Raw genomic sequence first — 23,813 nt, forward strand, 5'->3', positions numbered from 1 at the left:
TATTTTTCGGGTATCGCTCATTAGTTCTACAACTTGTTTTACGCCTCGTTTGCGGTTGTGCGAGTATTTATCGAGCCATTTGTATACTGCCGTAGTGGAAACTTCATATTCCCTGCTGACCTCCAGGACGGTAGAAACGTTCTTCTCAATCTCTCTTACTTTTTTGCGCTTAAAGCTCTCGCTAAAATAACGATTTACACGCTGGGACGATTTATTGCTAAAATCTTCTACTTTCGCCATAATAATAAGTTGGTTTAAACTCCGTAAAACGGTCAACTTATTTCAGTACCCGACAGTTTCTGGTTTCTGGTTTCTTGTTTCTTGTTTCTTGTTTCTTGTTTCTGGTTTCTGGTTTCTGGTTTCTGGTTTCAAAGAACGCAAAGAAACTCTGTGAACTTTGTGCCTTCTTAGCGTTCCTTGGTGGTTAAAACTGAATGAAGTTTGCAAATAGAACCTCATATACTTCAAACTAACTACTACCACCAATTTTCAAATTTACTTAAATTTCAATCGTTCAAAAGTTTTATCCAACGCTGTTTTACTTTTTCCCAATCAAACCCTTCCGTTTTGAGGCGGGCATTTTTTGCCAGCTCCCGTGCCTTTACATCATTTGAGCAAATGGCCTCGATAGCGTTTACAAAAGCCTCTGGATTGTTTGGAGGGACTAAAAGGCCGTTGACATTATTTTCAATCAAAAAAGGCAAACCGCCCACATTTGTAGTAACCACGGGCATTCCCAAAGCCATCGCTTCCATTACGCTTAGGGGCATATTGTCGAAATTGGTGGTATTTATAAAAATGTCAAAATCCTTTGACAGCGCTATCCATTCCTTTTTCTTCAACATGCCGGTAAAGGTAATGGGCAGCTGCAGTTCTGCCGCAATTTTTTGGCAGCGCTGAAGGGAACCGTCCTTGTCGGGGCCCACCATACAGAGGGAAACATCCATCCCTTTCCTTTTTAGCATTTCAACTATCTCCAAAGCCATCAATGGATTGTATAGTTCCGAAAAGGAACGCACCCATAATAGCTTTGGGGTGATGGAGGGTCTGGTCTTAAACGGATAGTTCTTTATTTCTATGGCATTCGGGATGCAAATAATGTTGTGAAAGCCTGCGTCCCTAAATTGATGGAGCAGATATTCTGAAGGGGCAACATTTATATGTGCCTTTCCAAAGAGGGTATCGCTCAAGCCGTTGCTCGGCTTTAACCGGATAGGCAGGTTTCCACCGTGAAGGACGGGGATATAGGGCAAGGTGAACAGTCTGCACAAACTGGCAACAATTACCGCATAATAAAAATTTTGGGTACTGTAGGTATCGATCAAAACCATTGTTACCCGCTTTCTGTTTTTAATGGTGGTAATTATCATGTCCCATAACCGAAATAGCTTATTGCGCTTTGAGGAAGCTGTTATCACGGTATAGCCCTCCGCCTCCAATTTTGCCGGAAGTCGATCTATGGCCGTAGGGTTCTTGCCATGGACGGCCAGTTTATTTCCTATGTAGAGGATTTTTTTCAAGTAAATAGTTATTGAAGCGTATATAGAAACTGGTTTCCTATTTTCTTTTCTAATCGCAAAGCATCTGTTTCTTCATTTAAAAGCATGTAATCAACCCCTCTTTCTTTTAAATACCTTAACCTTTCTGCCTCAGAGGCCGCTTTTAAATAGAAGCGGTCCCGATGCCATTCGATGAGTTTTTGCGGATTGCCTTCAACCAAAATGTTTGCCCCCTTACTATCAAACCGAACCGAACGCTGGGCAGCGGTGCGCAAATAGTAGTTTTTATAAAATACGGCAGCAACAGGTGTATTTTCCTTGATATAATTTGCCATTTTATCAAAATCTGTTTTCCGTTCCGATAGGGGTTTAAAGACCTCAGAGAAATTAGGAACAATGGAACGGCTAATGTCATCACCAATTAAGGGAACCTTGTTAAAAAATGGCGAATGGGAAATTGTCAAGATTAGCAAGTAGCTTGCAAAGCCATAAGAAATAAGCTGTTCGTCGATTATGTGCTTATCAACGAGCAGTACCAACAAATATCCCATTGCCAGATATGCTGGCAGAACAACCATTTTTTGGATACGTACCAGTTGGAAAGACATCCTTAAATTTATGCCCAAACCCTTGTTTAATGCCTGTTCTACATATATGCTCAAAACGGGCAGAAAAAATATTGCTCCTGTTAAAACCAACAGTATTGCGGCTTCTTTTCCATAAGTATTGGACTTAGAAAATCCGTAGAAAATAAAAACCACAAGAGGAACCAAGAAAAATAAGAATTTTGTTTTCAGCCATGATTTAAAGACCAGATACACTTCTTGATAATGGGATGCTATTTTCGCATCAAATGCCGCCCCGTAGGCTTGAAGGTCATAAAAAACCGCGGTATCGGTTTTTCCAAAATACGTTACAACAAAGGGAAGCATCCCCGTGATAACCAATAGAACGCCTAAACTTATTTGCTTAAAGCTACATTTGGCATATTTAAAATAACACCCACAGCACACCACCATAAAAAATATAAGGATTCCGCCCAAACCTGAAATTGGGTGAAAATTAAAAATAAGGCCTATGAGAATGCTGGCGGCATAAAAATGTAAATTTTTCCTTTGAAACAATACTAAAAAGGGAATTGGCATTAAAGCGATATACAGCGTTCGCGGCATTATGGTCCATAAATCTGAAATGCCCCAAATTTCGCCCGCGGGCAGCCATACGATGCCCCGCATTAAAATTGAAATAAGGAGTGCGATCCAAAATTTATTCCTGAATAACTTAAAGAGCAGGAAGAACCAGCAAATGCCGAACATCAGGCTTGAAATGAACAGTAAGATGTTTGAGACCTGCACGTAGTTTCCATCTGTAAAACCGGCAAACACCCTTAAGGTCTCTATAAAGAATGGAGTGTAGAATTTAAAATTGGTTGTGTCAGTCAAAAATAAGTCGTTGGGATATAGTTCCGGATTGTCCAGTTTCATACACATGGGTACTATATTCTGCATATCGGAGGACAATTGGGAATAACCGACCCCGATATTTTTGACAAAGAAAGAAGTAGCTATCAAAAAGTTTAACGACAACACTAAAAAAATATGCTTTTTAGCCATTTTCAAAACTCTTTGGGGTTCGGAATATATCAAATTGTATAGCCTGTAATATAAGCTGAAACCCCAAAATTATCAGTAACGCACTGATCATGATGGTTCCGAGTGGGGTAAATTGGTTTGCGCTGGAGTAGTGGTACCAATTATATCCACCAAACACAACACCTCCCAAAAATAACGGGAAACCGAAGAGAAGATAGATTGTCCCGATATTAAAATCGTACACAAAATAGCTTTTCCAAATGCGGTCAAAAAAGGTTTTAAGCAGATTTAAGGAAAAGTGGAGCGGCATTTTAAAAAGATTCATATTCGATTTTTCATCGCCATAAATTGCGGGCATGGCGATTTCCTCGATACTTGCCTTTTGATGATAAAGGGCCGCTATAAGCGAGGTTTCAAAGTAATAGTTGTTGGAAAGTGATGTTGTGTCAATCATTTTCAGGCTTTCGGAATCTATTGCAAAAAAACCGTTGTTGAAATCAAAACAGTTCCAGTAGCCCGTTGCGGCCTTGCTTAAAAAGGAGAGCCAGAGATTTCCAAAGCGTCGTAGCGCAGGCATTTCCTTCAAGGCCTTAAAATCGCGAAAACGGTTTCCTTTTACAAACTGAGATTCTCCTGATAAAATAGCGTCAATCATTTTAGGTATATAAGAAGTATCCATTTGGTCATCGGCATCTAGTTTAATAACTACTTTGATATTTTCTAACTGTTGCAGATATTCAAAACCTCGTTTTGTAGCACCTCCCACCCCAAGATTCTCTGAGTTTTCAATTATGATAATTTGAGGAATAGAATTAAAAACTGCTGGAAGTGGTTGGGGGCTTTTATCATTTATAATCACAATAAAATTGGAATACACTAATGCTTTTTGAACCACAAGTTGAATTTGGGCTGCAGCATTGTAATATGGAATTACTATTCCTGTAACATTTAGTTGGGATGCCATTTAGGTTGATTTTCTTAACGGTATGGTGAGCAATACAGTTATAGCCATAAAAAGGCCTAAAATACCAAATAATGGTCTATAAACATATAAATGCTCTCCAAAATAAAGGGTTATCAAAAGCGCAATTATCAAACCATTTAGAGCGAGCTGAAAGCCGGGCATTTTTCTTTTTACGATTACCATAAAGGAAAACATCCACCGCAAGAAAAGTATCAGGCCCACCAAGCCCACTTCGTTAATGAGCGATAGATACAGGTTATGAGCGGAGGAGCCAACTCCCAATCTATTATTAAATCCTCTCCCAAAAGGAATTATAAAAGGGTTATTGAGTAAATACTTTACATACATCATATGTAATTCTGCCCTGCCAGCACCAAGTTCATCATAAACACCCGTAAAATCCTCGTAACTAGTTAGGTCTTCTGGACCGTCTATAGCATATGCCACCCTATCTTCCAAGGTAGCTGAGATACGATCCATCACAATTGAACTAGAATTTATTAAAATCAAAAATAAAATGCCACCTATTATCCCAAAAATCACGAAATGACCAGTTTTTGTAAGAAAAAAATATAACAAGAAAAAAATTGCACCCACATAACTTGTACGCGAGCCACTGAGGAGAATACAAATAGCTGCCAAACCTATGCCTGTATAGAGCAGTATTTTATTAGTTTTAATCTTTTTCTCACTATTCAAACCTATTAAAAATATAAACGAAATCAGCATAGTCATACCCAAAACTATCTTATTGGGTCCCAAGGTGCCAGATAGAAATCCGTGATAAGAAATTTCATACAGTCTACTCCATAAGAAAGGTATTATCCCAATATTTTGAAGAATAACCACTATGCCTACTGCAATAATCAATAATATTATAAACAATAAAATATTTCGATAACGTTTAATCGAACTTAAGTGATAATATAAAAAAACTGCCCCTAAGAAAAATACCCACATATGATAGAGGTATAAAAAACTTTGGACAAACCACATAATCCTATTTTTTAGAATTGAAAAAAATAATGTAAGTAAAATAGAAAAACTACAATACATCAAAAAATAATGAAATCGTCGAAAAAATATCACATTAGATATTTCTTGTGAAATAATTCGATAATTGATAAAATATTGATAGAAGAAAAAAACTCCTAGAAAATCATATAGTCGCAATTCATTATCTCCCTTTAGAGAATAATACATTACAGGCAAATTATAGAAATAACTAAATATCAAAAGCCACAGCACCAATCTAAAAAAGGGCTTTCCTGTCAATTTCTCCAATATTTTCCTATTTCTCCGGATAATCTATTTTTTATCTGAAAATTTCACTAAAAATTCTATCTCTATAATTTTGGTATGTAAATTTTACCGCAAGCTGATAATTTATATTTATCATAGCGTCAAATTTTTCTGCCGTCACTTTAAAACTCGCATATAAACTTTTCGTTATGCCGGCAACATCAATACTATCTAATAAAAAACCGTTTCGACCATGTTCGATATATTGGTCTATGCAAGAAATGTTCGAGAGAATTGGAATACAACCAAAATTCATCGCCTCACCGATAACTTTTGGAAAACCTTCACTTTGCGAGGGCAAAATTATAAAATGACAAATCTCATAAATTTTTACTAACTCTTCTTTGGATATAGCTCCGTGAAAAAATACGGAAATTTTCAATTTATCAGCTAGGTTTTCCAGCTCTTGTCTCAAATTTCCCTCTCCCACAATATGGAGTTTTGCCAAATTCTGGTGAAGGTCCATAGCCAGCAATGCCTTAATAAGTAACAAACAACCTTTGTTCGAATTCAACCCTCCCACAAAACAATAATTAATTGTTGAGGATAATTTCTTTTGACATACTACCATTTTACCATCTCTCCTATCCTTTTCATCTATGCACGGATTTTCAAAAGCTTTTATATTATTGGGCTGGTCAGGCCAGATGCCATTGACTGTCACTATCGCATTATTGTTTAAATTTTGAAGCCATTTTCGCTGTAGCTTGTAAGACAATGATGAAGCTCCTTTCCAATCGCCTGCATATTTAAACCAAAATTTTTTTTTGGGAAAAAAAAGGGAGAGAAACATAGCAATTATGGCAGGATTGGATGGCGCCCTTGAATGGATAAATTCAGCTTTAAGTATTTCCTTATATAGAATCCAAAAATATTGTGGATATTGGATTAAAATATCCAATTTATTACGAATTCCCTTTCCTCCCGTATTTTTAAGGGTTTTTATTTCAATTCGTTTATCTACAATTTTCATATACGCCCTATTCCCTTTTTGGTCTGGTCTATTAAAACCTATCCAAATAATCTTCTTAAAAAACTCAAGTTCTTCAAGCTCTTTCACTACGGGTCCAAAACCATAAAAGTCTTCTTTCTCTCGAAATATTCCCGTGTCGGAGATAACTAAGAGCTTAAAATACGGTTGTAAATTTTCAGACATTTTTTAAAGTAATTTTCTTCAGAATAAGTCTCCAAATATAATTGATATAACTCACTGCTGTAGGTATTCATAATATTAAAATCCTTGTGATATTGAACAATTGATTGGACCCAATGTTCACAATTATTATCATGTTTAACAAGTTCGGGTATTTTTTCTATAATGCGTTTTGCTACGGCTCCAGTATTATAAATAAGAATAGGTAACCCAACGCTCAGACATTCTACTGCTGCTAAAGGTCCTGATTCGGACAGAGAGGGATGTATTGCCAAGGAATAATTTATCAATTGACTCTGAATGTCGAGCTCTCCTTGGATAATTTGAAGTTTATTTTCATCTACCAACATTTGGATTACGTTTTTGTTTTCTAAAAAATATGACTTCTCGATTGAATTTACATATATGTCGCAGGAATATTCCGGTGGAAGTCTCTCAAGAATTTCAAAAAGAAAAGAATAATTTTTTATTCTCCTAAAATTTCCTATTGCCACCAATTTTTTTCTATTGGGTTGTAAGTCAACTCGCAATTTTGAGCTTCTTACAATATTTTCTAATAAAGAAATGGGGATTCCCTTAGGGAAAAAATATTTTTGTTCTTCTGAAACAACAATTGTGGCATCTACTTTTCGGATTAATCTAAGCAAATACCCTTTCTCTTTAAAATTAGCCTCCAATTCTAATAAAGAATGGTCGTGGTAAACCACCCGGAACGATCTATATACTTTTGGCAAAAACAATAAAAGCCCCACATACCTAAGGATATGCCTTGAATGTATATGGACGATATCAAATTTTTGTAAAAGATGGTAGAGCTTGTTTATCATAAAAGGGTTGAATTTATTTTTTCTTCCCAAATAATATATTGGTATGGCCGAATGTAGTTCGCTGTCCAGTTCAGATTTATTTAATAAACAAAGGACACTTACGTCCATATTATTTTCAAATAAGATATTTGAAAGATTAATCAAAACCCTTTCGGCTCCACCAACGTCTAATTTGTCAATAATCTGAAGTACTTTCATCAATATAATTTTTCAATTAATGCGCCCTCTTTTAATTTTTTTGATGCCAATTGCCAGGATTTGACTACTTGAAATAAAATCAATGGTAATATTAAAATGCTCAATACAAATCCCAAGATTAACCCCGTTCTGCTTTTTTTTAGATGATATGGAACTATTGAGGGGGGTAAAAATTTCATAATTGAAAGTATAGAGGCTTTTGTTCCATAGTATTTTCTAAACTGATAAAGAACACTGGGTACAGGACGAGGGCCAAACCATTTTTTTGGTCTAAAGCCGTCCCAACTACCCATCTCTCTTAGTCCTCCAGATCCGACTTTTAAATGAATCCTATCCGCAAACGGATTAGAAACATTAATATATCCGTTTAAGTAAGCCCGCAACCCATACTCTCCATCACCCATACGCTGCTTTTCGAACTGCCTATCAAAAAGACCGATTTCTCGAAAAACCCTCTTTTTTAATAATACATTCCCAGTATCAATTTGATCAGAAATTCGAAAGAAGGAATAGTTTAAAGGAACTTCAGCTCCCACCACTGAAATTGAAACGCCGGAAGAAATATCTGCTTTAAAGAAATCGAGACATCTTAAATGATTTGTAATCCAGTCCGATTTTACCCTACTGTCATCATCAAAAAGAAGGATATATGTCCCTTTTGAAATTTTAATTGCATGGTTTCGTGCTTGCCAAAGTGCGCGTTCAGTTTGGTAAACAAGTTTAATATTCAGATTAAAATTTTTGTAAAAATCTTCTCGGAAAGGAGTTGATTGATCCACGATGATTACTTCAAAATTTTTATAGTTCTGCTTCTCTAAATCATTGAGTACATCTTTTAAATATGGATATCTATTAAGAGTTGGAACAACAATACTTATTAATGGATTCTTATCGACAAGTGTTGCTTTAAACGTAGTCCAATTGTTGTAACGAATAGGTTCCCGTTGGTAACTGCTTCTATTTACGTCACTACTATTATACCAGGCAGTTAGTTCATTGAATGGATTTTTGAAAGATAAAATTCGCAATAACAGTACATAAAAAACCCAACCGGGGTGGAAATATTTTCGGAGAAAAGTATATTCATCGACTAAGGGGAGCCTTTGAAAAGAAGTATAAGTTGCGGTATTTCCGATATATCCTTTTTGAAGTGCTTGCCAAGACAAGTCATACTCTATGGCTTTTGTGCTTTTGAAATTTCGCTCTTCTTCCAATTGTTCAAGGAACTCCTTTGGAAGTTCTCCAGTTATTGGAAAAATAGAAGTTCCATTTTTTCTAAATAATTGAAAGTAATGTGTTGGTTGTAGATATTTAAGAAATGAAAAAGGCATTTTCTCTTTATTAAGTAATTGCATTGAAAAAATGGTTAAAAAATCCATTCATCGAAAGTTTCTCCATCCAAATTGTTCTATTGGAAATTTGTAATGCTCTAAATTCCTCATCAGTCAAAGTTTTATGAAATTTTTTCACTTTTTCTACTACTTGTTTACGTTCTTGGTATTCAATCCATACCACATGCTTCTTCCAATCAATAATTTTGTCAAGTGGCAATGCACAATCTGTATTAATAAATACAGGAATCCTTCCCATAGCCAATGTTTCATAAAAACGGACGGAGAAATTACCTGCTCCGCGAACACAGACCACATAATCGGAATCCTTTAGGTTGTTATAAAATTCCAAGGTAGTGCTATGGATGTCTTTATGTTCCGTAATTCCTGCCCTATATTTTTTTCGAAGTATAAAATTGGTTTGAATATCCTTCGAGTTTTGTAAAGTTTGAAGTACCGAAGCTCTTAAAAAAGATGTAGATAGCAGTTGCTGGGCTTCGTCTTTTGACTTCCCAATAAAGCTTTTTAAATTTCGTAAGGATGTTTTGAAAACCTCTTTTGCGGCATTGAAAGCAGAAGGATTAGCTTGTCCGCAAAAACCAACAATGGCTTTCGTTTGATAGGGTCTTTCAAAAATTTTATCAGTCTCAAAATACTTCTTTAAAGGATCAGCAATAAAAGCTGGAAGTGCGTATTCGTTGTTGGTAAATTTAGATTTATAACCGCTGGGACGAAGTACAATCAGATTTCCGTAATAAGGAATCTGCACTCCAAAGTCGCCCGCGTTAAAGGCAATCACTTTTTTATTTAGGGCTCCACATTCATTTACAAAAGTAATTGCGAGACTTTCTTGCTTTGTTTTTACGTAATAGTTCCAAGCCATGGTTAAAATTACCAAATCGGCCTCTTGTAAAAGATCGGTAAACTCGAAATCCATTTCGGAAACCCCATAGGTAACAATGCGCTCTGCATCGGCGTATCCCTCTGCTTTAAGGAAGGGCTTCAATAATGGAAAGAGCAGGCCGCGATGGGCTTTGCTGTAGTGTGATTTTGGGTAGTATAGTTTCAATGTTTCTGCTGCTATATTAGAATGCTTCTTTTTTTAACCACAAAGAACATTAAGAAGGCACAAAGGGCACAAAGAAATTCCCTAGGTATTTTGTGTATCCCGTTATGAACTTTGTGGGGAAATATTCTATAATATTGACTTAAAATTTTTTGTTTCTAATTTGAATCTTTTCACTTTTCAATATTCGTTTGGCGACAAATTGAAAATCCCTAACAAAAACTGTATTAAATTTATGGGTGTTAAAATTTTTCAATTCGATTAGTGTGCGTTGTGTAAAATCATATTCCATAGGCTTAAAGCCTTTTTCCAATAGCATTTGAAATACCTCTACGTCTTCTACTTCATATTTTTTTCCTGAGCCGTTGAGTTCTAAAACCACTACTTTCAAATCTGGTGATTCGAGTAACTGTCCCGCTCCTTGCAGTGCAAAGTATTCATATCCTTCCACATCTATTTTGAGGGCTATAGGTACATCATTTTTGATAATAGCGTCTATTGTGGAAACGGAAACTTGAATCGAATTTTTATAGGTCTCGGCAACAATTCTATCCATCGTATTGCGGTCTGTTGAAAAATTTAGCCTTCCTTCATTTTCAGCAACACCAAAATTGTATGATTCGATAAGGCTCTCCAATTTGTTTAATTTAATATTCCTTACCAATTGATTGTATGTTGCAGGAATTGGTTCCACAGCTATACTTCTACATTTCTTCATCCCGGATAACAATAATGAATAATGACCCAAATTGGCACCAGCATCCAAAAAAACATCTCCTTCTTTTAGAAAATGAAGCAAGAATATAGACTCTTCAAATTCATAAACCCCGTAATAAATATTTCCAACTAAGCCTGCATCTCCTTTACGCGCATAAAATTTAAGGTTTCCTATCCAATCGATTATTTGCTCACGGAAAAGCCTATTCTTTAAATTAAAAAATATATATCTCCACAAAGCAACATAAGGTCTATCCTTTGTTAAAGGATGTTCCTTAAATTGAATTAACCTTCGTTTTACTTTCTTATAAATATTCACCGATGAGCTTAATTTAATGTTGATTAACTATCACAATTTTTCCATTGGAATCTTTTATTGAAAAAGGTGAGCATCTGAAATTCATTTTTCCAATGTCCCCCTAAACTCCTTACTTCCACCTCGCTCAGCACAGGTTTCAAACGGGGGTTTTTGTTTTGTAAAATCTTATAAATTCGGACTGCTGTTTTTCTATGTTGAACTCTTCCTTTACTCGTTTTTGCGCGTATTCGGTAATGGTTTTCCTTTCTTCACTATTTAAGCCCAATACTCTGTTTATTGTCTCGGCCAGTAACTGGGGTTTGTATTTGGGTACTACCCATCCCGTTTTCCCGTGTAAAACATTTTCCGAAAGGCCCTCGGCATTACTTACTATACAGAGTTTGCCCATGGCCTGTGCCTCCAATACGGCATTACAAAATCCTTCCTGTATGCTGTATTGGATATATATACTTGCACTCTCCAATTCTTTCTTTACTTGATGATGGGGCAGTTTCCCCAAAAACAGAATTTCATTCTTTAAACCCAATTGATAGGCACCGAAGGCAATACGTTCGTATTCGGGACCCTCTCCTATAATTTTATAAGTAAACTTCAAGCCTTGTGCTTTTAAAATCGCCAAAGCTTCAACAGTCTGTACAAAGCCTTTTTTCCAATGCAAACGACCGGTGGTCATAAAAACTAACTCCTTTGCATTCACAATCTGAGAATCAGATTTAAATAAATTGACATCAATGGCAGGGGTAATTTTTTCAATAGGAATATCCTCTGGCAGGCCATGCTTTTTTGCCAATACCAGTAGATCATTGGATATGGTATGCCCTTTATCCAAATATTTCCATAGCATTCTATAACAATCTGGTTGCTTCACTGGATAAACGGCAATATCAAACCCCCGAAAGCTCACCGCCATTTTCGCTTCAATAGCCTTTGCCACCGTCTCGCTGCCCAAAGCCATGGTGGCAAAACCAAAGTGCAACCAGTCCAATTTGGCTTTTAATAAATGCGCGTTGAGATATGTCTTTTTAAAAAGTTGGAGAACACCAGTGCCCTCTTTCCGTTCCAGCTTTATATAGCGGATTACGGCGGGTAAATGTGGTAAGAGCAATACAACTTCCTTTAAGAAATACCAAGACTGAAAAAACGGATTGCGGCTTACCCGTGGACTAAGGATAACAGGGCAAAGGTTAAAATCGTCTTTTTTGCCCTGGCAATACAAACGGACGTCCATTCCATGCTCCCGAAGCCCCTTAATCTTGGAATTAAAAAAGGTTTCGGAATAACCAGGGGTTTGGGAGAGGACGAGGCCGATGTGCATGTTCTTTATTATTTACGCGGGTAAAGATCACAATTAAATCTATCCAGCAATTTATTTATATTCTCCAATTCAGGAATTGTAAAACTTAACTCTTTTGCATCGCTAGTGATAACAGTACTTTTGGGATGTGTTTTTGAAGAGGGTCTCTCGTATTCCATTTGAATATTAGGCAGGGGCTCTATATCAAAATCGTTACATAGGTCCAAAAAAATTTGAATATTATTTCTCAAATCCTCATGTTTTAAAACCCGGTGTTTATGTTGATAAGGCTGCCAAATTTGCAAGGGCAATACATTTTCAATACACCATCGCACAGTTAAGGTTTCTATTGACGAAATGTTTCTAGTATCTTTTATAAGATCATAGTCAAATTCTTTCTTTAGAGTCTGCACCAATTCGTTCTGATTTTTAAAATGCCCCAAATTATACAACCATGGAAATTTTACGCGATGTTGGGAAGCGATAACATCATACGGATTCCTGATGATATGAATGAGTGGAATTTTAAACATTTCATTCATATATTTCGCAGAAAGATTGGCCCGTACAAATTTGATGATGTATTTTTTGGGGATAAATGGCCAAAGGTGCATTTTGTATTTTCGATTGCTCACCTGCCCAATCCAATCACTGTCCACACGATTGCTGAAAACTTTGTTTAAATATTGATGCGCCTCGGGGGCATCTTCTTTTCTTCTTATCCATCGATCGCAGAGCAGCTTTCCTTTATCCGTATTGAATTCGTGTTCGGGCTCAAAAAGCATCCTGTACCGAAATTGCCGTGCAATTACTTCACTCAACCAACTGGTTCCGCTTCTGGCCGAACCTGTAATGATTATATGTTTGTTGAAGCGCTTCACTAATTTATTTTACCAATTTTTTATATAATCTTTCATAGGCCCTTACTTCCTTATCCAGAGAATGATTTTCTGCAATATTTTGAACCTCTTTGGCCGTCATATTTTTTTTTCCCTTTACATCCAAATGATAAATTTCCAATATTTTCAGAACCAATTCGTCTGTGTCTTTTAAAGAAAAGATACGATCTGAATCCAATAAATATTTTGCAGCCCCACCCGAGTCTGAACTCAATACAGGAATTCCGCAAGCCAAGGCTTCCAAAATGGAAACGGGCATTCCTTCCTGAAAGGAAGCAAGCACAAATACATCCAAATTTCCAAAAACTTCAGGAAGTTTTTTGTTTTCAACAAATCCATGAAAGTGGATGCGACTTTTTAAATTGTGTTTAAAAATCTTTTCCTCCAAAAGCTTTCTATATTCTTCCTCTTCATTTCCATACAGGTGCAAAACCACATTTTCCGGAAGATCTTTTAAGCCTTCAATTATAAACAATTGGTTTTTGTTCGCTCCAATATTTCCGATGCATCCAATATTAAAGGTTTGGCGCACCTTTCTATCCCTGGGTTTAAATATCTCCACATCAACTCCGTGGGGAACAAAAGTGATTTTTTTTCGAAATAAAAATGAATCAAAAAAACGCTTTTTCATCTCGGGATTATCGTAAGCAATATGATGGGATAATACACTTTTAAGCTTCCATCTTTTGGACCAAGCGTTGTTCTTTTTGGTATATAAATATTTCGCACTCGAAAATCTGCACGCAAGTGGCTCCAAATAATTTGATTTATAATCCCAAGAATGGAGCACGTCTATATTATTTTCCATTAAAATTTTACGTAAACCAATTAAATCAATTTTGTGATTTCCAGTAAATTCAAAGACAAGACGACGATCCATAGGAATTGCATCGGGTATGGTCTCGGAAAATTTTTCAACGCACACATAGGGGTCAAAAAGCGTTTTATCAATTTTATTGTAAAGTGACAACAAAACATACTGACTGCCCGCAGTCTTGAAGTTGGGAATGGTATATAAAATTTTTATGCGTTTACCCATTCTTAAATTTAGGGTTCAAAGATTATTTTCAAACTTAACCAAAACATTCAACTCTACATAGAACGAACTCTCAATAATCACAACTCACATCTCTTGTCTCACATCTTAATTCTCACGTCTGAGGCAATCATTCCACATCGCCAAAGTAAGCAACATACTCAATGGATGCGAATATTTCACCGCGTCAACCGCTTTAAAGTTATTATAAAAGCGCGCAATTAGCGGTTTAGATAAAAAAGGATGCAAGTTTTGTCCAAAAAGCCGTTCCTGCAACTTTTCGTCGTTTTCCATACCAAGAAACTGGAGTTCCCAATTGCGTTGTATGTAGGGTTTGCCCAATTTACCTCTCACCTCCCGTTTCAATTTATTGCCAATTCTGTATGGCAGATTGTGTGGGGATTTATTCCTTTCAAATGTATATAAATTATAGGGCCTATGATCTTGCCACGTAATCTTGGCCAAAGCCGGATTTTGTTGTTTAATATAAGCTATTTGTAGCTTCCTATCTGCCAGATATTCCTCCGGAACGGTACAGATAAATTTGCACATCCTATCGTCATAATAGGGTAAGTTTATAGGGTGTGCGGCCTCAAAGACGGAAAGGTTGACCGAGGTCCATCGTGGCGCCCAATATAGACTTTTAAAGGCGCGGAGTTTTGCACTGGGATTAGCTATTTTAATTTTATTTAGTAAAGAGGCAATCCGTTCACGGAAATAGCTTTCAAAATCTCCTTCCAACTCCCACTCCTGCCAAAGGGCGGTGGCGAGTTCCATCCCGCCTTTTTTGACAATTTTCTTGATAATAATATCCAACAGATCTTCTTCTCTTGTCCCTTCGGGAGCTCCCCGGTCAAACAAGACATCGCCCCAATGCCCCAGGGAAAACAGGCCTTCCATTTTTTTAAATTCTTCCAAAACCGCCATTTGCCGGGGATGCGTAAAATCGGAATAACATTGGTTTATGGAAGCCAGTGCTTCCAGTTTTGGCCAAAGATATCCTGGTTTAATAATAAACTCCTTAAAATCAAAGCCACATGCCTTCGCAATTCTCTTACCGATCCCACTTTCCGAAAAACCACCTTTAAAGGAATAGCTATACGCTGTAACGGGTTTCTTAAGCTTTGCCAGCGCAACTGCTTGGGTGCGGCTGTCCAATCCGCCCGAAAGGGGTAGGATTACATTTGAATCTGTATGTTGTTCCGAAATAATTTGCTCAAAAAGCGCAGTAAATTCTTCCAATGCCGCTTCGAAACTGATATCCCGCGGACTGTAATGCCATTGGAACCAAGGTTTGCTTACAATTAAGAAACCGTTATCATCCAATATATTATCGGAAGCGGTAGGCAATACTTTTTTGTTTTTCCAATAGGTATCAGAATCCAAAAAGAACCCGGTGGCGGCAAAGATGCAGATGGCTTTTTTGTCGAGTTCATGGGATGCATGGACTTCGGCAAACTGTTGATGTGATGGAATTATGGGCGTTTTGATTGTAGTCACTGCTTGAGGAACGTATTTTGGTGTGGTAAAAATATAAAATTAAGGGTTTGTACGTTGAACGCTTATCCTTTAAAAGTTTAACCACAGAGACACAGAGTTTACAAAGCCCTCTGTGCCCTCTGTGTTTTTGTGGTGAAAACCTTATCGCCCATTTAAGAAAAGAACTTCAAAATACAAATCCTCCATCTCATCAACCATTTGAGCCTCATTATGTTTAGCTTCTACAGTTTTACGAGCTGATTTACGAACATCTTCGAGTCCTTCTTCAGAAACCAATAAAAAGGAAATAATTGCTTTGGCGATTGCTTCCGGGCTTCGCACAGTAACCAACCAACCCGTTTCATTGTCAACAATCAATTCCTCTACGCCACCACATTTTGTTGAAATAACCGGAAGGCCCACGGCCATAGCCTCCACGGCAATGTTTGGCAAGCCTTCTATTACCGATGGCAAAAGTAGTAAATCGCTTTGTCTCATGATTTCATAAACTTTTTCTTGGGAAATCCTTTCCGTAAACCGAACGGATTCCTTTATTCCTAAATCATCAACCAAAAACTGCAGCTCCTCATTTCCTTCCCCCCCCACGACAGTATATTCAAAACTGATATTTTTCTCCTTTAAAATAGCACAGGCCCGTAAAGCATATTCATACCCTTTTACCCAGTGTGGCCTCCCGATGGAAAGCAATTTTAAGGTTTGGTTTTTTATATAATTGAAATTAAACGGCAGTTTTTCAAAATCAAAACCCGAATAAACAACTTTATCAATTTTATTTGCCAAATGAAAAATTTTATCGCCAACCTTTGAAATTTCTTTTGAAACCGAATGAAAGCCATCTATTTTTGGATAATAATCCTGCAATTCCGAAAAATTTTCAGCATCCACAAAAGGGCGAACATTGCTTTGAAACCCCCTTTGACTCAAAACAGTCTTTATTTTTGGGTTTGCAATTGCATCTGCGCACAACCCCAAAAGTGAAGGCCACTGAATATGCAGTATATCTGGAGCAATCACTTGAAGTGTCTTATTGAAATTTTCCTGTTTTAATCTTTCTGTCTTTTTAGTGACGATATATTTCAATGTTCTAAAAAAATGATTGAAATCACCCCATTTGAAAACAGCCATTAGTGCAATTTTTAAGGAATGGTATAACAAATTAAAAGCATTTTGTGTAGTACCCAAAGCCATATATTCCACTCCTTTTACTTTTTGTTTCAAACTGTCATTGAAGCCAATGATATAAACGGTATGTTTTTTTGCCAGTCCTTCTGCCAATCTGTTTATGAATGGCGTGGTTTTTAGGCTGCCATCAAAAAGAACTATGGTCAATGATTCTTTCACTTTTTAAGGATTAGGCTTTTGAAGACTTTTTGAACGGAAATTATTTCAGTTAATGGAGAAGGCAATTTTTTAAATAAAAAATAAGTCTTTTCTTTTTTCAAATCCTTTACTTCCGCTTCCGTAAAAAGTAGATTTTCTTTAAAATATTCTTTAAGTTCCATAACATCCATTCCAGAAGTATTGACAATATCACGCAACAAAAGTTTTATACTTTCCACCTTGTTACCTGATAAAAACGTATTAGGATGATCGCTGAAATTTGTAAATTTTTTTATAAAATCCAGAGCGTCATAAGCGTGATAATGTAGGATATTGCCCTTATTTAAAGTATCCGCCTTACTACCGTCCTTTCTTTTAAATCTGTGCACATTGTGCGGGATTATTTCCCTGTCGATTCGTATCGCTCCTTTACCCAAATGCTGCCCATACCACCACGAAAATTTTGTCGAGGTTTCTGTAAAAGGGTTAAACAACTTTTTATAAATAGGACGACCATTCTTCAGCTTCCGGTTTTGTTTGAAAAGCGTTTCTTCCAAAAAAACATTTCCATAGCTTTCTCTTCGCTGAAGGACTTCAAGTGTGTTAAAATTCACTACCTCAACATTTTTAGCTATTCCCTTAAAAAATGACTTCAAATTGGAAGGTTTTATAAAATGGGTACATATCAATTCGTCCGCATCCAAGGAAATCAGCCAATCAATCCCTTCCTTTTTACATAGTTGTTGGGCATCAAAAGTATTTAAACATTGGCGTGCGGTATGGTGCTCTCTTGCTTGGGAAGTAAATTTTTCCAAATAGTGCAAATGCCCATATTTTTTAGCAGACACCGAATCATTAATGGTAACAAATTCAAAATCTGAAATGGATTCTTTTCCTTGGTCAGTTGTGTTATCAAAATATACAAATATTCGGTCTACTCCTATTGCATCATGATACAGCAGATTGTTTCGCAACAAGCGATTTTCGTTTTTTACGGTAAGCACCACAGCAATTTTCATAGATCAATTAGATTTCAACAATTGAAAACGATAGTAAAGATAGAGCTTGAAATAGGCAACAGACAATTTATCTTTACGGGAAACCCTATCGCGCACTCTTTTAAAAAAGCGATGGATATATGGTTTTCGAGCTTTCTGCAAGGCATTATCTTTTTTGCTGGCCAGATTTATAAACTCTATATGCTCCCAAAAGTATTCAGAAAGGTATTTCAAGGTTTTGGAGCCTAAATTTGAAAGGTTTTTCAATTCCTGCCGAAAATAACTTAGGGTGCTGTCATTAAAAACCAATTTTTTGCCGTGAAAAAATTCATGATAAAAAACTCTATCGCCTATTATCCTAAAGTCAGCGAATTTGGAATCGTGAAGTTTTTGATTGTCTATTTTCTGAAATAATGCGGAACTCACATTAAGAACTGGACAATACCAAATAAGTTCTTTATTCAAAATTGCTTCATCACCTTTAATAAAAGCGGGATGAGACAACTCTTTTCCTACCAATTCACCATTAAACACAATAGTTTTTGCAACGCTCATATCACAGTTTTTAAGATGCTGCAACTGCATTTCCAAGAAATTAAGTTCACAGCGGTCATCACTTTCGGCTATCCACATATAATCGCCTTGTGCCAATTCCAATCCTTTTTTCCACTGTTTAAAGGGAGAGCCGCTGTTCTCTGTATTTACTATAAAATGGGAGACTTTCGGATGATTTCTATAACTATCCAAGATTGACAGACTATCGTCTGTCGATGCATCATCCAAAATAATAACTTCGTAATTTTGATAGGTTTGGTTGAAAATACTAGTTAAACGCTCTTTTAAATATAAGGAGTGATTGTAACTGGGAAGAATAACTGAAACCAAATTTTCCATTTTAATGCGTTTATACCCTCCAGCCTAAAATTCCAGAAAACCCCTTATAGAATGCTGCGAGCTTTGGATATTTATATTTAAATTTTGACTTGTAAGTTGGTGGGAATTGATATCTAAATGGTAGTTTTATTTTATCCATAACAGTTTTTCTTTCCTCAAACTGATATTTCAAAAAGGATATGTCTTTCTTGAATTTCTCCTCCACCAACCTTTTTCGTTTATTGTTGTAAAATAAAGAATAATGTGCCAGTTTTTTGGAAGATGTATTCACCCTATGCGTAAAAAAGTCTCTTGGCAGAACTAACTGCTGTGTAACCAAATCAAGACCCGTATTTAAGTTTTCAAAATAAACAATCTGGTCATAATTTATTCCTTTTCCATGCATGAAAAAATAATCTATTTGTGGATACAAATGATCGCCTCTAAATCGTTTGGTAGTTTTATGCATTATTTCCTTAAACCCACCTTCTCCATTTATATATTCTTCAAATGAACCGTAGATTTTGGAGTTTTCAATGAGCCAATAATAATCTGAATACGCTCGACTCCAAGGATTTCGGACAATTATGAACTTGTAATAGGCGGCCCATACTTCAGGGCTAATATAGCCAAGATCCAAAAGCTGTTGGGGAGTGGCGTGTTGCAAAAAAAGTTTGTTTTGTGGACACCACCCAAAAAGATGCTCATAATCTGTAGGTGTATTTTTGTGAACATTCACCCCAAAGGCATGTTCCACACTGCTACCTGCGCATTTTGTGATGTGTATGAATATACATTTATGGATATGGGATATCATAATTTATTTAATATCAAGTCTTCTAAGAAACAGATTATAAAACTGCTGTATAATATCTCTATTCTTAGAAAAGTGCCTATTGATTTTACATTTTAAACACCTTTGCATTTATTTTTTAACCAGCCATAGGTTGCCTCCGGTATTTTCGTAGGAAAGCGGCATTTTCGCAAATGATTCTTTATGGAAGGTGTGGATATAATCTGAGAACAAAATGATTTCGAAATCAATATTGTACATCAAAAAAGCTTTTAGAAAATAGGTTTCATTCCAGTTATGCCCATTAAAGACCCATTGTTTCGGATATTCAAAAGGATAAAAAATATCGTGAAAATGAATGAGAACCCCTTCGTTTAAGATGGGAAGAATTTCGAATAAAATATAATTTACATCGCTTCCCGTTTTCACTATATGAGAACTATCAATAAACAAAATATCATTTTTTTCTAACTTATTAAAAAACTTTAAATCAATATCCTGAGCGTTTTTTTCAATTAAGACTGTATTCTTGTTTTCCCTTAAAGCCATCAAAGTTTTTAATCGGGTGGGATAAGGCTCTATGAAATTTAGATTAATTTCACTGTTAAAGAAAATATCATTTACATCCATCATCACCGCCGAGGAAAACCCCGAGCCTATTTCTATGATAGATTTTGGTTTAAAATGACGTAACATAGCATAAAGTACAATTCCATCTGTATAGGAGTAATAGGTATTATTCAAATAATATCTATTTTCCTCATTGGCTTCTGCGGTAAAAGGTAACTCCGGATAATAACATTCAAGAACCCCGAGTAATTTCCTCTGCTTTTCAGGGTTCAAGTCGATTCCATTCAGTTTATCTATTTTATCTTCTTTCCAAATAATATTCTCTTTCGATTTCACTTGTTCCAGAGAGACAATTGGGGAATAATAATGGCCTGGGGGAAATTTGGAATTTGATTTAAGTTTTAGATTTTCTTTATATAATCCCCGAATATGTGGAAGCATGTTCAGTAATTTTTTCATAGATTGTTTTAAATCCATTCTTTGCAAGATTTGTTTAGCAATTGTTTATATATCTTTTATTTTTCATGCTTCCAATTCGATATTGAAAGTTATTAATTTCTTAAAACATAGGAATATTAAATATTTTTCTTATTTAATACGCATTTATTTGCCCATTTTTGCCACGCATAAATATGCCAAACTCCCCAACCATTATTGTGCTTTTCTTCTAAAAAAGCTTGCACATATTCTTTTAATTTAATTTGGTCGAAATGTTCGTTGCCATAAAGATTTGAATTTAGAACTGTTTTAATCAAATCTGGTTTTAATTGATTTCTCAACCACAATACAATGGGTACAGAAAAACCTTTCTTTTTTTGCATAATAAGATTTTGGGGAATAAGATGTTGCACTTGACTTTTCAGAGGTCTTTTAAGGTCTTTCAAGTTATCAAGTGGAAAATAAGTTTTCCAAGATTCCTCAATAACCTCTTTGTCTAAAAAAGGAATCCGCACCTCTAGACTGTTTTTCATACTCGTTCGATCCACTTTTATAAGTATTCGTTGCATGTGTCCATAAAACTCATTCCAACGCAAAAATTGCTGTAACTGTCTTTTATTGTATTTTTTATCCAAACGATAAAGGTTGCTGCTCATTTCTACTGAATACCCTGTTTTAAAAAGAGAATCCAAAATTTCGCTCGGGAGTTTAATGTGCTTATCCATGCAAAATTGCTCCAAGCTTTTTGTAAAAGGGGCAAACGTATTGGTGATCCCAAATTTATTGGTGACTTTTACCAAGTTCTTTCTTAAAAATAGGGGTAGTTTAAACCACCAAGCTTTTTTCAACACATCATACATTCTTGGATAGCCCCAAAACAATTCATCACCCCCATCCCCCGATAACATCGCAGTGTGATATTGTGCCGCTTTTTTGGTTACCATATAAGTTGGGATACTTGAATAATCCCCAAAAGGTTCTGAAAAAGCTTCAAAATGTTCTTCTACAATAGAGACCAATTCGTTTTCATCTATTTCTACATTAGTATGGTTTAGGTTTAAATGTTGCGCATAACTTTTGGCAAACTCACTTTCATTTAACTTTTCATCATTCACTTTTAGGGTAAATCCCTCAATATCATCTTTAGTTTCTTTTGCATAAGCTGTTATCAAAGTGCTATCAACGCCTCCGCTTAAAAAGGAAGCCAATGGCCTATCACAGTTTAATTGCAGTTTTACAGATTTTTGTAATGCTTTTCTACATTTCGATAAATCATAATGCGTGTTTAAAAGTGATTCCTTCGGAAAATGCAAAATGTTTTCTTTAATTATTTTACCGTCATTAGTAATCTTCAAAAGCTCACCGGGGTTAATCTGAAATATATTTTCATAAAGGGTGTTAGGAGCCTGCATATAACCAAAGGCGAAATACTCACGGACAATTTTAGGTCTTAATTTAAGATTTTCAGTGAACCAAGAGTGTTTAAAAACTTGGTCAAATTGGGATGCAAATACAACCCCAATATCATTTATGCCATAAAAAAGTGGTTTTATTCCAGCGAAGTCACGAGTAAGATAAAGTGTGTATGTTTCAATATCGACAATAACGATGGCAAACATGCCATTAAGTTGTTGCATCGTTTTCACAACTCCAATACTATCCAGTAAATGTAAGATTACCTCAGTGTCTGATGTGGATTCTAAGTTCTGCAAATCATATTTAACAATGAGTTCTCGGTAATTATAAACTTCGCCGTTATAGACCAGGTGATATCTTTCGGATGGACTTTTTTTTGGCTGTTCACCTGCAGAACTTAAATCTAAAAGAGCCAACCTATTAAAACCCAATCTATATTTTTCACCAGTTTCTATTTTTGTGGAATCTGGGCCACGGTGTTTGGATAAAGATAGAAGGTTCGCAAAACTTTCTGAATCTGATAAATTATTCACAAATGAATATTCACCTAAAAGACCACACATTAGTTTATTGTTTTGCTAAGATTGAATATACCTCTTTTAATTTATTGACTTCTGCTGAAATAGTGAATTTTGAATTTACATATTTAATTGCCTCCCTTGAAAAGGAATTATACATTTCTATATTTTCCCATAAATAGAGCATGTTTTTAGCGGCATCTTCAATATTGTAAGTATCAACACTGAATCCGGTCTTTCCATCAATAATTGATTCTGGCAAACCATCGCTGTTTGAAACTATAGCTGGAACTCCGTATGCTTGTGCTTCTACAACAGAAATGCCTAAGGATTCTGAGTGACTTAGTTGAAGAAAGAAATCATATTGGGGTAATAAATTCTTTAGAACTTCATTTTTAATCTTGCGATGGTAACAAACACAATCTGATAAATTATATTTATCGATAAGATAAAAAAGTTGCCCCACATCTGAACCATCCCCATAGACATCGTATTGCACTGGAATCCCCATATTTTTTAATGATTTTATGGTTCTTAAATTGCCATCTATATTCTTTTCCCAACACATTCTAAATGCAGAAATTATTTTCATAACATCTTTATTGGGTTGCTTGGGTTGAACCTCAACCTTATACCCATATGAAATTGGAACTACGTAGATCCTTTCTTTACTTACCCCCCATTTGCTGTGTAAATACTCTTTTTGATGTTCGCTCATAGTAATAAATGCATCTACCTTATTTCCAAAATTTTCAAAAAAATCTGACCATTTTTTATAATGCCAAGGTTTTACATAAGTATCTCCTCCTCTTAATGTAATTATAATTTTCGGACGTTTATTTGTTAACATTGAGAGTAAGCCTAAAACTTTTGGAAACAAATAGGAATGTTGAATATGAACGATGTCTATTTTATTTTGAAGAAAGAAGATCTCGGCATAATTTAATTTTGGCAATTTTGTATGGCTAACAGCAAATATTTTTTCCTTAAATTTTCTTTTGTAATGCGCAGGAAAAACTTTTACGTTCTTATTACTTTCCCCATTAAATGCATTTACCTCAATTTTTAAATTATCTATTTTTAATAACGACTCAATAACTGGTGGAATGTAGGGCTGATAGAAATTTGAGTAACTATCAAAAAGGTGGTTTATTCTTATTTTTTGTCTATCTAACATCTATGGACTTTGT

The 23,813-nt window shown here is 35.7% G+C and carries 21 protein-coding genes; all 21 read right to left on the bottom strand.

Annotated elements, in window-relative coordinates; genetic code table 11:
* On the bottom strand, window positions 1–240 hold a 240-nt coding region (locus MB09_RS08870; RefSeq protein ID WP_045080565.1), incomplete at its 3' end, for a transposase.
* Between the two features lie 266 nt (window positions 241–506).
* Window positions 507–1,520, bottom strand: coding sequence for a glycosyltransferase family 4 protein (locus MB09_RS08875; protein WP_045080566.1), 1,014 nt, complete (start codon window positions 1,518–1,520; stop codon window positions 507–509).
* An 8-nt stretch (window positions 1,521–1,528) separates the two neighbouring features.
* The gene (locus MB09_RS08880; protein WP_131459868.1) at window positions 1,529–3,007 is read right to left on the bottom strand and encodes a hypothetical protein; all 1,479 of its coding nucleotides are present in this window, start codon (window positions 3,005–3,007) and stop codon (window positions 1,529–1,531) included.
* A gap of 97 nt (window positions 3,008–3,104) precedes the next feature.
* The gene (locus MB09_RS08885) at window positions 3,105–4,055 is read right to left on the bottom strand and encodes a glycosyltransferase family 2 protein (RefSeq protein WP_052671330.1); all 951 of its coding nucleotides are present in this window, start codon (window positions 4,053–4,055) and stop codon (window positions 3,105–3,107) included.
* Window positions 4,056–5,258, bottom strand: coding sequence for an O-antigen ligase family protein (locus MB09_RS16565; RefSeq protein ID WP_084709067.1), 1,203 nt, complete (start codon window positions 5,256–5,258; stop codon window positions 4,056–4,058).
* Between the two features lie 112 nt (window positions 5,259–5,370).
* Window positions 5,371–6,513, bottom strand: coding sequence for a glycosyltransferase (locus tag MB09_RS08895; RefSeq protein ID WP_045080569.1), 1,143 nt, complete (start codon window positions 6,511–6,513; stop codon window positions 5,371–5,373).
* Window positions 6,477–7,535, bottom strand: a complete 1,059-nt coding sequence (locus tag MB09_RS08900; protein WP_045080570.1) for a glycosyltransferase family 4 protein — start codon at window positions 7,533–7,535, stop codon at window positions 6,477–6,479. The genes MB09_RS08895 and MB09_RS08900 overlap by 37 nt, the downstream gene beginning before the upstream one ends.
* Entirely contained in the window at window positions 7,535–8,914 is a 1,380-nt protein-coding gene (locus MB09_RS08905) for a glycosyltransferase family 2 protein (protein WP_240484822.1), read from the bottom strand. The genes MB09_RS08900 and MB09_RS08905 overlap by 1 nt, the downstream gene beginning before the upstream one ends.
* A complete protein-coding gene (locus MB09_RS08910; protein ID WP_131459873.1) occupies window positions 8,877–9,935 on the bottom strand; it encodes an exostosin domain-containing protein in 1,059 nt (352 codons plus the stop codon). The genes MB09_RS08905 and MB09_RS08910 overlap by 38 nt, the downstream gene beginning before the upstream one ends.
* Before the next feature lie 139 nt (window positions 9,936–10,074).
* Window positions 10,075–10,968, bottom strand: coding sequence for an FkbM family methyltransferase (locus MB09_RS08915; protein ID WP_045080572.1), 894 nt, complete (start codon window positions 10,966–10,968; stop codon window positions 10,075–10,077).
* Between the two features lie 136 nt (window positions 10,969–11,104).
* A complete protein-coding gene (locus tag MB09_RS08920; protein ID WP_045080573.1) occupies window positions 11,105–12,283 on the bottom strand; it encodes a glycosyltransferase family 4 protein in 1,179 nt (392 codons plus the stop codon).
* A gap of 8 nt (window positions 12,284–12,291) precedes the next feature.
* Entirely contained in the window at window positions 12,292–13,143 is an 852-nt protein-coding gene (locus tag MB09_RS08925) for a sulfotransferase family protein (RefSeq protein WP_045080574.1), read from the bottom strand.
* Window positions 13,144–13,147: 4 nt separating this feature from the next.
* A complete protein-coding gene (locus MB09_RS08930; protein ID WP_045080575.1) occupies window positions 13,148–14,200 on the bottom strand; it encodes a glycosyltransferase family 4 protein in 1,053 nt (350 codons plus the stop codon).
* Window positions 14,201–14,305: 105 nt separating this feature from the next.
* The gene (locus tag MB09_RS08935) at window positions 14,306–15,697 is read right to left on the bottom strand and encodes an asparagine synthase-related protein (protein WP_045080576.1); all 1,392 of its coding nucleotides are present in this window, start codon (window positions 15,695–15,697) and stop codon (window positions 14,306–14,308) included.
* Between the two features lie 141 nt (window positions 15,698–15,838).
* Window positions 15,839–17,038 carry a glycosyltransferase family 4 protein gene (locus MB09_RS08940; protein ID WP_052671332.1) on the bottom strand — a complete coding sequence of 400 codons (1,200 nt, stop codon included), beginning with the start codon at window positions 17,036–17,038 and terminating at the stop codon, window positions 15,839–15,841.
* A complete protein-coding gene (locus MB09_RS08945; RefSeq protein ID WP_045080577.1) occupies window positions 17,035–18,036 on the bottom strand; it encodes a glycosyltransferase family 2 protein in 1,002 nt (333 codons plus the stop codon). The genes MB09_RS08940 and MB09_RS08945 overlap by 4 nt, the downstream gene beginning before the upstream one ends.
* A 3-nt stretch (window positions 18,037–18,039) precedes the next feature.
* Entirely contained in the window at window positions 18,040–18,909 is an 870-nt protein-coding gene (locus MB09_RS15465) for a glycosyltransferase family 2 protein (RefSeq protein ID WP_052671333.1), read from the bottom strand.
* A 10-nt stretch (window positions 18,910–18,919) separates the two neighbouring features.
* Entirely contained in the window at window positions 18,920–19,705 is a 786-nt protein-coding gene (locus MB09_RS08955; RefSeq protein ID WP_084709069.1) for a sulfotransferase family 2 domain-containing protein, read from the bottom strand.
* 108 nt (window positions 19,706–19,813) lie between these two features.
* The gene (locus MB09_RS08960; RefSeq protein ID WP_052671351.1) at window positions 19,814–20,710 is read right to left on the bottom strand and encodes a class I SAM-dependent methyltransferase; all 897 of its coding nucleotides are present in this window, start codon (window positions 20,708–20,710) and stop codon (window positions 19,814–19,816) included.
* 116 nt (window positions 20,711–20,826) lie between these two features.
* Window positions 20,827–22,668 (bottom strand): asparagine synthase (glutamine-hydrolyzing), encoded by a 1,842-nt coding sequence (gene asnB, locus MB09_RS08965; RefSeq protein ID WP_045080580.1) that lies wholly within the window; start codon window positions 22,666–22,668, stop codon window positions 20,827–20,829.
* A 4-nt stretch (window positions 22,669–22,672) separates the two neighbouring features.
* On the bottom strand, window positions 22,673–23,800 hold the full coding sequence (locus MB09_RS08970) for a glycosyltransferase family 4 protein (protein ID WP_045080581.1): 1,128 nt from the start codon (window positions 23,798–23,800) through the stop codon (window positions 22,673–22,675).
* Window positions 23,801–23,813 lie beyond the last annotated feature (13 nt).

It is taken from the genome of Aequorivita vladivostokensis, assembly GCF_000952855.1.
In the GTDB taxonomy this organism is placed as follows: domain Bacteria; phylum Bacteroidota; class Bacteroidia; order Flavobacteriales; family Flavobacteriaceae; genus Aequorivita; species Aequorivita vladivostokensis.

What these genes read in the sequence shown, in the direction of transcription:
- MB09_RS08970 (WP_045080581.1), bottom strand. Translation starts at nt 23,800, where the DNA reads ATGTTAGATAGACAAAAAATAAGAATAAACCACCTTTTTGATAGTTAC.
- MB09_RS08895 (WP_045080569.1), bottom strand. Translation starts at nt 6,513, where the DNA reads ATGTCTGAAAATTTACAACCGTATTTTAAGCTCTTAGTTATCTCCGAC.
- MB09_RS08955 (WP_084709069.1), bottom strand. Translation starts at nt 19,705, where the DNA reads ATGATATCCCATATCCATAAATGTATATTCATACACATCACAAAATGC.
- MB09_RS15465 (WP_052671333.1), bottom strand. Translation starts at nt 18,909, where the DNA reads ATGGAAAATTTGGTTTCAGTTATTCTTCCCAGTTACAATCACTCCTTA.
- MB09_RS16565 (WP_084709067.1), bottom strand. Translation starts at nt 5,258, where the DNA reads ATGTATTATTCTCTAAAGGGAGATAATGAATTGCGACTATATGATTTT.
- MB09_RS08905 (WP_240484822.1), bottom strand. Translation starts at nt 8,914, where the DNA reads ATGGATTTTTTAACCATTTTTTCAATGCAATTACTTAATAAAGAGAAA.
- MB09_RS08960 (WP_052671351.1), bottom strand. Translation starts at nt 20,710, where the DNA reads ATGAAAAAATTACTGAACATGCTTCCACATATTCGGGGATTATATAAA.
- MB09_RS08900 (WP_045080570.1), bottom strand. Translation starts at nt 7,535, where the DNA reads ATGAAAGTACTTCAGATTATTGACAAATTAGACGTTGGTGGAGCCGAA.
- MB09_RS08930 (WP_045080575.1), bottom strand. Translation starts at nt 14,200, where the DNA reads ATGGGTAAACGCATAAAAATTTTATATACCATTCCCAACTTCAAGACT.
- MB09_RS08920 (WP_045080573.1), bottom strand. Translation starts at nt 12,283, where the DNA reads ATGCACATCGGCCTCGTCCTCTCCCAAACCCCTGGTTATTCCGAAACC.
- asnB (WP_045080580.1), bottom strand. Translation starts at nt 22,668, where the DNA reads ATGTGTGGTCTTTTAGGTGAATATTCATTTGTGAATAATTTATCAGAT.
- MB09_RS08885 (WP_052671330.1), bottom strand. Translation starts at nt 4,055, where the DNA reads ATGGCATCCCAACTAAATGTTACAGGAATAGTAATTCCATATTACAAT.
- MB09_RS08880 (WP_131459868.1), bottom strand. Translation starts at nt 3,007, where the DNA reads ATGCAGAATATAGTACCCATGTGTATGAAACTGGACAATCCGGAACTA.
- MB09_RS08945 (WP_045080577.1), bottom strand. Translation starts at nt 18,036, where the DNA reads ATGAAAATTGCTGTGGTGCTTACCGTAAAAAACGAAAATCGCTTGTTG.